We start from the raw sequence: 12852 nt of genomic DNA, 5'->3' as shown, positions 1-12852 counted from the left end.
ATAACACGCATAAAGCGATGTTTATTATCAATACACAAGGAACTCAAATGCCACAATATCGCTCAAAAACCTCCACTCATGGACGCAATATGGCTGGTGCACGCGCTTTATGGCGTGCGACTGGCGTTAAAGATGATGATTTCGGTAAACCCATTATCGCGATTGCAAACTCATTCACCCAATTTGTTCCCGGCCACGTACATTTAAAAGATATGGGACAACTAGTAGCTGGTGCTGTTGAAGCTGCTGGTGGTATTGCTAAAGAGTTTAATACTATCGCTATTGATGATGGTATCGCAATGGGACACTCAGGAATGTTATATAGCCTTCCTTCTCGTGATCTTATTGCTGATTCAATCGAATATATGGTTAATGCCCATTGTGCCGATGCAATTGTCTGTATTTCTAACTGTGACAAAATAACGCCTGGAATGCTAATGGCTTCACTACGCCTTAATATTCCCGTTATTTTTGTTTCAGGTGGACCAATGGAAGCAGGTAAAACCAAGCTTTCAGATCAAATCATAAAACTTGACTTGGTTGATGCTATGGTGATGGGACCTGATAAGAATGTGTCCGACGAAGATCTTAATAAAGTTGAGCGCAGTGCTTGCCCGACATGTGGTTCATGCTCAGGTATGTTCACCGCAAACTCGATGAACTGTTTAACGGAAGCATTAGGGCTATCTTTACCAGGTAATGGTTCAATGCTTGCTACTCATGCAGATCGCGAACAACTATTTTTAGATGCAGGGCGTCATATTGTCGATATTACACGTCGCCACTATGAACAAGATGACTACTCTGTATTACCGCGCGCAATAGCAAGCAGACCAGCATTTGAGAATGCGATGGCACTCGATATTGCAATGGGTGGTTCAACCAATACCATTCTACATTTATTGGCCTGTGCACAGGAAGCAGAACTAGATTATACCGTCGCTGACATGGATGAAATGTCGCGCCGTATACCACAACTTTGTAAAGTCGCTCCTTCTACACCACTGTATCATATGGAAGATGTACACCGCGCGGGTGGTGTAATGGCTATCCTTGGTGAGTTAGATCGTGCAGGCTTATTGAACAGCGATATACCTACGATCATAAGCCCAACAATGAAAGAGCAATTGGCCAAATATGATATTATGCAAACGACAGATCAACAAATAATTGATTTTTATCGTGCAGGCCCTGCAGGTATTCGCACAACGCAAGCATTCAGTCAATCATGTCGTTGGGACACTGTGGATAACGATCGTGAAGCAGGTTGTATACGCTCAATCGACCATGCTTTTAGCCGCGAAGGTGGTCTCGCTGTATTATTTGGTAATATGGCTATTGATGGTGCCGTTGTCAAAACAGCTGGCGTTGATGATGACAATCTTACCTTTACAGGTCCAGCTAAAATATATGAAAGCCAGGATGATGCTGTTGCCGCAATTCTAGGTGGCGATGTAGTCGAAGGTGACGTCGTAGTTATACGCTATGAAGGCCCACAGGGTGGACCAGGCATGCAAGAAATGCTCTATCCAACCAGTTACTTAAAATCCATGGGGCTTGGTAAAAAATGTGCATTAATTACTGATGGACGTTTCTCTGGAGGAACATCGGGACTCTCTATCGGTCACGTTTCCCCGGAGGCAGCGGCAGGCGGTGTAATTGGTTTAATCGAAAATGGCGATATCATTGCTATAAATATCCCTACTCGTGATATTACGCTGCAAGTTTCTGAAGAACTCCTAGCAGAGCGTCGTATCAAAATGGATGCGCATGGCTGGAAACCACGAGATCGTCAACGTTACGTCTCAACAGCACTGAAAGTTTATGCATCGATGGCAACTTCTGCAGATAAAGGTGCGGTACGAGACTTAAGCAAAATTAAGTAAGTACGATAGTAAATCGCATATAATAAAGCCCGTTGATATCACTATCAACGGGCTTTTTAATTGTAATAATGTCATTACACCTATAAAATCAGCATATTATCATGATGTCCCCTTAGTTTAATGGATAAAACAAAAACCTCCTAAGTTTTAGATACAAGTTCGATTCTTGTAGGGGACACCAATTAATAATACGGAATAGTATTTCGCTACACTCGCCATAATGGAATGCCACACGTAACTACACTCTATATCCAATGTTCCAGTATTCATCGCAATCAAACGCCAGTAATAAAAAAAACAACCCTTAAAGACGGACTGGGGCTATCTTATTATTTATACCAATTCCGATAAGTATGTGATCTAGATTTTGCGCAGGAAAAACAGCTTAATTCAAGGCGTAATTTGACGTAAATGGTTATTCCCTTTGCGAAAATTACAACGCAGCAGTAAGTTGTTTTAACCAGTAAAATAGATCAGCTATTTATCGGAATTGGTATTATAGGCAAAGAAGGGCGCTGGCGGAACAGGGGTAGCAGTACTCACCCGCTCATGACAAGATGCTGTCGCATCATTCTGCCCTATCTATCACATGATTTGAATGCCACTGCGTAGATCTATTTTATAGCCAATATTCGAGTAGCTCATAAATAAACAGAAATACTTGAACGAGGTTCAAGGAAACAAGGAGCAACTAAGTACCATCAGCGCAGCTGCGTTTCACTTCTGAGTTCGGAATGGGAAGGAGAGCAAGGTCCATTAGTCCTTACTTGACGTTGATGGGCCACTTTTATCGTCTCTAAAAAGCAAAAAAGCCCTGATATTTCTATCAGGGCTTCTTCTAAATAGGTGTCTAGCAATGGAAAGTCGTCGCAGAGCACCGAAGCTCGTGACACATCGCTATCGCGATACTCGCCCTACTCTCGAGCAGGTCATCCTCGTCAGTACCCTAAAAAGAAAAAATCCCTGCTGACATCGTCAACAGGGATTTTTCGTTTATTAGGCGCTTGGCGATGACCTACTCTCACATGGGGAGACCCCACACTACCATCGGCGCAGCTGCGTTTCACTTCTGAGTTCGGAATGGGATCAGGTGGGACCACAGCGCTATGTTCGCCAAGCTAAAAAGTTAATTAGAAAAGCTGTCTATTATTCTTTAATCTTGCAAGTTGTAAAATATATTGTCGCAAACGTACTTTTTCTTGGTTACATCAACACGTCTTAGGTGTTGTATGGTTAAGCCTCACGGGTAATTAGTACAAGTTAGCTCAATACGTTACCGCACTTACACACCTTGCCTATCAACGTTGTAGTCTCCAACGGCCCTTTAGGGGACTTAAAGTCCCAGTGAGAACTCATCTTGAGGCTCGCTTCCCGCTTAGATGCTTTCAGCGGTTATCGATTCCGAACGTAGCTACTGGGCAATGCCATTGGCATGACAACCCAAACACCAGCGGTTCGTCCACTCCGGTCCTCTCGTACTAGGAGCAGCTCCTCTCAATTCTCAAACGCCCACGGCAGATAGGGACCGAACTGTCTCACGACGTTCTAAACCCAGCTCGCGTACCACTTTAAATGGCGAACAGCCATACCCTTGGGACCGACTTCAGCCCCAGGATGTGATGAGCCGACATCGAGGTGCCAAACACCGCCGTCGATATGAACTCTTGGGCGGTATCAGCCTGTTATCCCCGGAGTACCTTTTATCCGTTGAGCGATGGCCCTTCCATTCAGAACCACCGGATCACTATGACCTACTTTCGTACCTGCTCGACGTGTCTGTCTCGCAGTTAAGCTGGCTTATACCATTGTACTAACCTCACGATGTCCGACCGTGATTAGCCAACCTTCGTACTCCTCCGTTACTCTTTGGGAGGAGACCGCCCCAGTCAAACTACCCACCAAACAATGTCCCAAACCCCGATTCAGGGGCCATGGTTAGAACTCAAAACATACAAGGGTGGTATTTCAAGGTTGGCTCCACGTCATCTGGCGACAACGCTTCATAGCCTCCCACCTATCCTACACATGTAGGCTCTAAGTTCACTGCTAAGCTGTAGTAAAGGTTCACGGGGTCTTTCCGTCTAGCCGCGGGTACACTGCATCTTCACAGCGATTTCAACTTCACTGAGTCTCGGGTGGAGACAGCATGGCCATCATTACGCCATTCGTGCAGGTCGGAACTTACCCGACAAGGAATTTCGCTACCTTAGGACCGTTATAGTTACGGCCGCCGTTTACCGGGGCTTCGATCAAGAGCTTCGACCTAAGTCTAACCCCATCAATTAACCTTCCGGCACCGGGCAGGCGTCACACCGTATACGTCATCTTGCGATTTAGCACAGTGCTGTGTTTTTAATAAACAGTTGCAGCCATCTGGTATCTTCGGCCGCCAATAGCTCCATCCGCAAGGGACTTCACCGTCAGCGGCGTACCTTCTCCCGAAGTTACGGTACCATTTTGCCTAGTTCCTTCACCCGAGTTCTCTCAAGCGCCTTGGTATTCTCTACCTGACCACCTGTGTCGGTTTGGGGTACGATCCTTATATTTCTGAAGCTTAGAGACTTTTCCTGGAAGCATGGCATCAATGACTTCATCACCTTAGTGACTCGACATCGTATCTCAGTGTTAAGAAAACCCGGATTTACCTAAGTCTTCCACCTACATACTTGAACCTGGACAACCATCGCCAGGCCCACCTAGCCTTCTCCGTCCTCCCATCGCAAAATATAAGGGTACGGGAATATTAACCCGTTTCCCATCGACTACGCCTTTCGGCCTCGCCTTAGGGGTCGACTCACCCTGCCCCGATTAACGTTGGACAGGAACCCTTGGTCTTCCGGCGGGGAGGTTTTTCACCCCCCTTATCGTTACTCATGTCAACATTCGCACTTCTGATACCTCCAGGATGCCTTACAGCTTTCCCTTCGACGGCTTACAGAACGCTCCTCTACCATGCCTATAAATAAGCATCCGCAGCTTCGGTGATATGTTTAGCCCCGTTAAATCTTCCGCGCAGGCCGACTCGACTAGTGAGCTATTACGCTTTCTTTAAAAGATGGCTGCTTCTAAGCCAACTTCCTAGCTGTCTAAGCCTTCCCACATCGTTTCCCACTTAACATATACTTTGGGACCTTAGCTGGCGGTCTGGGTTGTTTCCCTTTCCACGACGGACGTTAGCACCCGCCGTGTGTCTCCCGTGATTGCACTTGTTGGTATTCGGAGTTTGCATGGGGTTGGTAAGTCGGGATGACCCCCTAGCCCAAACAGTGCTCTACCCCCAACAGTGATACACGAGGCGCTACCTAAATAGCTTTCGAGGAGAACCAGCTATCTCTTGGTTTGATTGGCCTTTCACCCCCAGCCACAAGTCATCCCCTAATTTTTCAACATTAGTGGGTTCGGTCCTCCAGTTGATGTTACTCAACCTTCAACCTGCTCATGGCTAGATCACCAAGTTTCGGGTCTAATCCCAGCAACTATTCGCCCAGTTAAGACTCGGTTTCCCTACGGCTCCCCTATACGGTTAACCTTGCTACTGAAATTAAGTCGTTGACCCATTATACAAAAGGTACGCAGTCACCGAACTAAGTCGGCTCCTACTGCTTGTACGTACACGGTTTCAGGTTCTATTTCACTCCCCTCACAGGGGTTCTTTTCGCCTTTCCCTCACGGTACTGGTTCACTATCGGTCAATTAGGAGTATTTAGCCTTGGAGGATGGTCCCCCCATATTCAAACAGGATTTCTCGTGTCCCGTCTTACTCGTTTTCACTGTAAAGAAGTTGTCATATACGGGACTATCACCCTGTATCGTCGGACTTTCCAGACCATTCTACTAACTTCTAAACAGCTTAAGGGCTGTTCCAATTTCGCTCGCCGCTACTTTCGGAATCTCGGTTGATTTCTTTTCCTAAGGGTACTTAGATGTTTCAGTTCCCCTCGTTCGCTTCGTTAAGCTATGTATTCACTTAACGATGACACTAAGTGCCGGGTTGCCCCATTCGGAAATTCCAGGATATAACGCTTGTTATCAACTCCCCTGGACTTATCGCAGATTACCACGTCCTTCATCGCCTCTAATTGCCTAGGCATCCACCGTGCACGCTTATTCACTTAACCATACAACACCTAAAAAGTGTCACGCAGTGACGCGTTTTAGGTGTTGTTCCCAACAAGAGATTGACGTCTTTTTGTCAATGTCTGAGTGGGCAACACCATTTGGCATCACTACTTAATACTGATTTTTGTTTTGTATGTCGTTTCCAAGACGCTTGCGATTTCTCATATTTTACAATACAAAAAACAACATTCGTTTTTCGTGCACCTATCAATCATATGATTGAGTAGATACGTACTGTTCACATTTCACTACGTGAAAAATGAACTTTTTATTTTTGCTTGATTACAATAACTAGAATAAATTCTAATCATTGAGAACAATTTCGTTTCGTTTAAACATATTGATATTAATATCGATACGTTCAAACAGAACTTTATCAGCTTTCCTAATTGTTAAAGAGCAGTGTTAAAAAACACTTTATAAGCATTGTTGCTTATAAAGTACTTTTCACTTAAAACGTAAACTTAGTTCCTACCAAAGGATGGTTAAAAAAGATCACCTATCTTTTTTATCGTATTGGTATCCCCAAGGGGATTTGAACCCCTGTTACCGCCGTGAAAGGGCGGTGTCCTAGGCCTCTAGACGATGGGGACATAGAACTTCTGCACTTCTTCAGTCTAATCAAACAATCTGTGTAGGTACTCATTGTTACTTGCGCTAATGCACCTAAGTACAAAAGATGTGTCTCGATACGTAAGGAGGTGATCCAGCCCCAGGTTCCCCTAGGGCTACCTTGTTACGACTTCACCCCAGTCATGAACCACACCGTGGTCATCGCCATCCCGAAGGTTAAGCTAATGACTTCTGGTGCAGCCCACTCCCATGGTGTGACGGGCGGTGTGTACAAGGCCCGGGAACGTATTCACCGTGGCATTCTGATCCACGATTACTAGCGATTCCAACTTCACGGAGTCGAGTTGCAGACTCCGATCCGGACTACGACAAACTTTATGAGATTCGCATACCCTCGCAGGTTAGCAACCCTTTGTATTTGCCATTGTAGCACGTGTGTAGCCCATCCCGTAAGGGCCATGATGACTTGACGTCGTCCCCACCTTCCTCCGGTTTATCACCGGCAGTCTCCCTAGAGTTCCCGGCTTGACCCGCTGGCAAATAAGGATAGGGGTTGCGCTCGTTGCGGGACTTAACCCAACATTTCACAACACGAGCTGACGACAGCCATGCAGCACCTGTCTCAGAGCTCCCGAAGGCACTCATCAATCTCTTGGTGATTCTCTGGATGTCAAGGGATGGTAAGGTTCTTCGCGTTGCATCGAATTAAACCACATGCTCCACCGCTTGTGCGGGCCCCCGTCAATTCATTTGAGTTTTAACCTTGCGGCCGTACTCCCCAGGCGGTCTATTTAATGCGTTAGCTTTGAAACCCACGGCATATAGCCACAAACTTCTAATAGACATCGTTTACTGCGTGGACTACCGGGGTATCTAATCCCGTTTGCTCCCCACGCCTTCGCGCCTCAGTGTCAGTCTCTGTCCAGGTGGCCGCCTTCGCCACTGGTATTCCTTCAGATCTCTACGCATTTCACCGCTACACCTGAAATTCTACCACCCTCTACAAAACTCTAGTTAACCAGTTTCAAATGCAGTTCCAAGGTTGAGCCCTGGGCTTTCACATCTGACTTAATTAACCACCTACGCGCGCTTTACGCCCAGTAATTCCGATTAACGCTCGCACCCTCCGTATTACCGCGGCTGCTGGCACGGAGTTAGCCGGTGCTTCTTCTGCGAGTAACGTCACAGATACAGGGTATTAACCTGCACCCTTTCCTCCTCGCTGAAAGTGCTTTACAACCCGAAAGCCTTCTTCACACACGCGGCATGGCTGCATCAGGGTTTCCCCCATTGTGCAATATTCCCCACTGCTGCCTCCCGTAGGAGTCTGGACCGTGTCTCAGTTCCAGTGTGGCTGGTCATCCTCTAAGACCAGCTAGGGATCGTCGCCTTGGTAGGCCTTTACCCTACCAACTAGCTAATCCCACTTGGGCTCATCTTGTCGCGATAGCTTATAAATAGAGGCCACCTTTGGTCAAAAGACATTATGCGGTATTAGCAGTCGTTTCCAACTGTTGTCCCCCACAACAAGGTAAATTCCCAAGCATTACTCACCCGTCCGCCACTCGTCAGCAAAATAGCAAGCTATTCTCTGTTACCGTTCGACTTGCATGTGTTAAGCCTGCCGCCAGCGTTCAATCTGAGCCATGATCAAACTCTTCAATTTAAAGTTTAATTAGGTTATTTTCTACGAAGTAGAATTTAACCAAGCTCAATATTACTGACTAAAACTAAGTACCGAAGTACTTGTTATTCTGAATTAATCACCAAACATAAATATTTGGCCTGTTAATCATTGAAAGATAAATCTTTCAATGTAAATGAATTAATTCGTGTGTCACTTCTATTGATGTTACCTAAACAAGTTAGGTGTAACTTTCTGCAAGCAGAAGCGTTACTTTTTGATTATTTGAAATCACATCAACAATAAGTGCCCACACAGATTGTTTGATTAAATTGTTAAAGAGCTGCCTTGCGGCGAGGTGCGTATATTACGCGCCTTTCGAACAATGTCAACGTCTTATTTTACATTTCTTACGAAGCGATAAATGCGTTTGTTTTATTCTCAAACCGGCGGCTAACTTGCGTTACGCCCCGTGTCTGTGGATGCGCATTATAGGGATTCAGATCACATTGGCAAGCATTTATTAACAACACTTAACTGATTGCTTATTTTACAACCAACGTACTAATTTCTTTCATTTATATGCTAATTTTAAATTATGGTTAAATTCATAGTTTTATGATTAGCATCTAGCCATGTGATTTAGGTAACATATACTCTTTTATTTTCCCGTATTTTTTTGAGTGGTATTTTATGACATTTTCTTTAGGCCAGCGTTGGATTAGTGATGCAGAATCAGAATTAGGCTTAGGCACTATAGTATCCATTGAAGGTCGTATGTTAACCTTACTTTTTGCAGCTTCTGGCGAACAGCGCCTTTATTCACGTGAAGAAGCTCCCATCACACGTGTCCGCTTTAATGTTGGTGACGAAATTCTTAGTCATCAGGAATGGAAGTTACTAGTAAAAGAAATTAGCGAAATTGATAACTTAATCACCTATCACGGGATTCGTATCGATACTAATGAAGAATGCCAATTAAAAGAAACTTTTTTAAACAACTTTATTAAGTTTAATAAACCACAAGATAAAATGTTTGCAGGACAAATCGACAAATTTGAACGTTTTGTTTTACGTTATAAAGCACTGTCCCACCAACATCAACAACAAAAATCTAAATTACGAGGTTTACTCGGCGCCCGAGTCGATCTTATTCCCCATCAATTTTATATTGCAGAAGAAGTCGGTAAACGTCACGCACCTCGTATTTTATTAGCCGATGAAGTGGGGTTGGGAAAAACGATTGAAGCAGGATTAATTCTGCATCAACAATTAATTACAGGCAGAGCTAAGCGAGTACTCATCGTATTACCAGAAAATTTGCAACATCAATGGTTAGTTGAAATGGTGCGCCGCTTTAATTTACATTTTAGTATCTTCGATGATGCTCGTTGTAATGAAGCCTACCTAGATGCAATCAACCCATTTGAAACTGAACAATTAGTGTTATGTAGTATTAAATTATTATGTAAAAAACAACATTTTGAACATGCCTTAGAGGCTGATTGGGATTTACTTATTGTTGATGAGGCACACCATTTAGCTTGGGATAAAGAGAAACCAAGTCGCGAATATCAAGTTGTGGAAGCCTTAGCAAAGGATATTCCAGGTGTTCTACTACTGACAGCAACGCCTGATCAATTAGGACATGAAAGCCACTTTGCACGTTTGCGCTTGCTCGACCCTAATCGCTTTTTCGATTATCAAACCTTCGTTAACGAGGAGGCTAGCTATAAACCTGTCGTAACAGCGGTAAATCAATTACTTGATAAACAACAATTATCTGATGAAGCTAAAAACACCATTACTGAGCTTTTAAGTGAACAAGACATACAACCATTATTAAAAATCATTGGCGATCTATCGATTGATGCGGATCAGCGACAACTTGCGCAGCATGAGTTGATCCGCAATTTACTAGATAGACATGGTACTGGACGCTTGCTTTTCCGAAATACCCGTACGGCTATTCAAGGTTTTCCCAAGCGTTGTTTAAAATCTGTTGCCATGCCTTTACCGGAACAGTATAAAACGGCAATTAAAGTGTCAAAAATGATGCCATCGGGTACGCTTGAACAACAAGCATTTAATGCGCTTTACCCCGAGCAAATTTACCAATCCTTTGAAGGTTCAAAAAGTAACTCTTGGTGTGCATTTGATCCACGTATCAGTTGGCTTATTGACCTCGTATTACAATTAAAAGATCAAAAGATATTAATTATCGCCGCACAAGCTGAAACAGCTCTAGCGATTGAAGAAGCGCTACGTACACGTGAAGCAATTAAAGTTGCGGTTTTTCATGAGGGATTATCGCTGATCGAGCGAGATAAAGCTGCCGCCTACTTTGCCGATGGGGAATACGGTGCCCAAGTGATGGTCTGTTCTGAAATTGGTTCTGAAGGTCGTAACTTTCAATTCGCACATCATCTTGTGCTATTTGATCTACCTATTAATCCGGATCTATTAGAGCAACGTATAGGCCGTTTAGATCGCATCGGGCAGCGTTGTGACATTCAAATCTATACACCTTATCTAAAAGATACCGCGCAACAATTTCTACAATCTTGGTATGAGCAGGGGTTATCAGCTTTTACACAGACGGCCCCAACGGGTCATACTATTTATGAAGCCGTTAAAACGGAGTTACTAGCACTATTAGCATCGGGTAACAATGATAACAATGAATTTAATAAATTAATTCAACATACGCGACAGCTTAATGAAGCACTGAAACTTCAGCTAGAACAAGGCCGAGATAGACTATTGGAAATAAATTCAAGTGGCGTGCTACAACCAAGTGATTTACTCGATGACCTGATTGAGGTCGATCAAAAACCCGATTTCACTCAATTCGCGTTGCAATTGTTTGATGTGATAGGAATACAACAAGAAGACCAAAGCGCACATTGTATCGTACTTAAACCGACAGGGCACATGTTGACCTCTGATTTCCCGGGATTACCAGAAGATGGTATTACGGTTACTTTTAATCGCCAAACAGCATTAAGCCGTGATGACGTCCAGTATTTAACTTGGGAGCATCCAATGATAACCGCAGGTATGGAAATGATTCTAAGCGCGGATACTGGCACAACATCCGTTGCAATTTTGAAAAATAACTCATTACCACCCGCTTCCACGTTTTTGGAATTAATTTATGTCGTTGAAGCATTAAATACCGATAATGCACAGCTAAGTCGTTTCTTGCCGACAACGCCAATTCGTCTTTTGGTAGATAAAAATGGCAAAAATTTAGGCGAAAGTGTGACATTTTCAAGCTTTGATCGTCAATTGACTCCTATTAATCGACATATAAGCCGTAAGATTGTAAATACCTCACAGACATTAATACATCAACTTATTAAAGAGTCGTTACCTAGCGCTCAGACTTTGATGAATGATATCTTAGTTGATGCTCGCCAAAATATGCAGCAGACGTTGCAACAAGAACGTAGTCGTTTACAAGCTCTGCAAGCGATTAATGCCAATATTCGTGAAGAAGAGATCCAATATCTACGCGATCAACAGACAAATTTTGAGCAGATTCTAAATCAAACACAGTTGAAGTTAGACGCTATCCGCTTTATCGTCTCAACACCATCATAAAATGTTGTGTGCTGACAGCGAATGCTGTCAGCTTTAACTTAATTCATTAATAAGAAATACTATGCCCAATTTTGTTTACTACCCACCGCAAGCCCCCTATTTGGATATTCTTTATCAAGATGAAGATATTGTTGTATTAAATAAACCCTATGGGTTGTTAAGTGTACCTGGCAGAGAGAAAAAACATCGCGATAGTATCGCACTGCGTATTTTAAGAATATGGCCGAACGCTTGCGTTGTACATCGTCTCGATTTGGCAACCTCAGGTATTCTTATTTTAGCCATGCGTAAATCTGCTCAAAGCCATATTGGACGACAATTTCAACAGAAAATAATAGCAAAAACTTACTATGCTTGCGTTGAAGGCGTTATGAAAGAAGATTCAGGGTTGATTGACCTCCCTTTACGCTGTGATTGGGAAAATAGACCACGACAAATTGTTGACTTTGAACAGGGAAAAAGTTCACAAACACAATGGCAAGTTGTTGCACGAGGCAAACAAACAACGCTCGTCTGCTTAACACCATTGACAGGCCGAACCCATCAATTACGCGTGCACATGCAAGCGATAGGTCATGCCATTATTGGAGACGATTTTTATGCAAGCCCATTGGGCATTAATTTATCTCCAAATAGACTTGCTCTGCATGCAGCAAGTATTACATTGACTCATCCTACTAGCGAAGAAAAAATCACCTTCGATTGCCCACCACCGTTTACGGAATTAGTAAAATAGGCGAGCTCTATTAATCGCATAGGAATAAACATAGGTGAACAGAATAAATTAATTACCCAAAAATTGTTTTTTTGCATATTATTAACTTGATATAGCGATTTGCTATATCAAGTAACGATTTTATTGCAAAAAACTTCTATATAAGTGTTCAAAATAGTAGCCGTAAAGGTATAAATTCTCTAATATTCAGCGCTGGTTTTTTATAACAATAAATAATCACTGATTTTCAAGGAATGGCTATTTTGTCGTTCAGAAAATGACAAAATAACACCAAGGTGTAGGGACACCGACAAAGGCTGACAAAGGTA

At 43.4% G+C, this 12852-nt stretch carries 3 protein-coding genes, 2 tRNA genes and 3 rRNA genes; 4 read left to right on the top strand and 4 right to left on the bottom strand.

The window, feature by feature from the left end; genetic code table 11:
* Positions 1 to 47 precede the first annotated feature (47 nt).
* Both ilvD and AB2N10_RS01615 read left to right on the top strand, forming a co-directional pair.
* Complete coding sequence (gene ilvD, locus AB2N10_RS01620; RefSeq protein WP_354624809.1) at positions 48 to 1886, top strand: dihydroxy-acid dehydratase; 1839 nt, start codon at positions 48 to 50, stop codon at positions 1884 to 1886.
* A gap of 106 nt (positions 1887 to 1992) precedes the next feature.
* Positions 1993 to 2067, top strand: a tRNA-Arg gene (locus AB2N10_RS01615).
* Between the two features lie 821 nt (positions 2068 to 2888).
* On the opposite strand, the gene rrf is transcribed toward AB2N10_RS01615, so the two are convergent.
* The 4 genes from rrf to AB2N10_RS01595 form a co-directional block, all read right to left on the bottom strand.
* Positions 2889 to 3004: ribosomal RNA gene (gene rrf, locus AB2N10_RS01610) — 5S ribosomal RNA — on the bottom strand.
* A gap of 111 nt (positions 3005 to 3115) precedes the next feature.
* Positions 3116 to 6004 (bottom strand): 23S ribosomal RNA (locus AB2N10_RS01605).
* Between the two features lie 518 nt (positions 6005 to 6522).
* Positions 6523 to 6598: transfer RNA gene (locus AB2N10_RS01600), tRNA-Glu, on the bottom strand.
* A gap of 101 nt (positions 6599 to 6699) precedes the next feature.
* Positions 6700 to 8244: ribosomal RNA gene (locus tag AB2N10_RS01595) — 16S ribosomal RNA — on the bottom strand.
* Together the 16S, 23S and 5S rRNA genes with 1 tRNA gene alongside form the textbook arrangement of a ribosomal RNA operon.
* A 651-nt stretch (positions 8245 to 8895) precedes the next feature.
* Here AB2N10_RS01595 and rapA point away from each other — a divergent pair.
* Both rapA and AB2N10_RS01585 read left to right on the top strand, forming a co-directional pair.
* The gene (gene rapA / locus AB2N10_RS01590) at positions 8896 to 11808 is read left to right on the top strand and encodes an RNA polymerase-associated protein RapA (RefSeq protein ID WP_369434212.1); all 2913 of its coding nucleotides are present in this window, start codon (positions 8896 to 8898) and stop codon (positions 11806 to 11808) included.
* A gap of 61 nt (positions 11809 to 11869) precedes the next feature.
* Positions 11870 to 12544 carry a pseudouridine synthase gene (locus AB2N10_RS01585; RefSeq protein WP_354624808.1) on the top strand — a complete coding sequence of 225 codons (675 nt, stop codon included), beginning with the start codon at positions 11870 to 11872 and terminating at the stop codon, positions 12542 to 12544.
* Positions 12545 to 12852 lie beyond the last annotated feature (308 nt).

The sequence above is a fragment of the Psychromonas sp. MME1 genome (assembly GCF_041080865.1).
Classification (GTDB): domain Bacteria; phylum Pseudomonadota; class Gammaproteobacteria; order Enterobacterales; family Psychromonadaceae; genus Psychromonas.
This window is presented reverse-complemented; position numbering and strand designations above follow the sequence as displayed.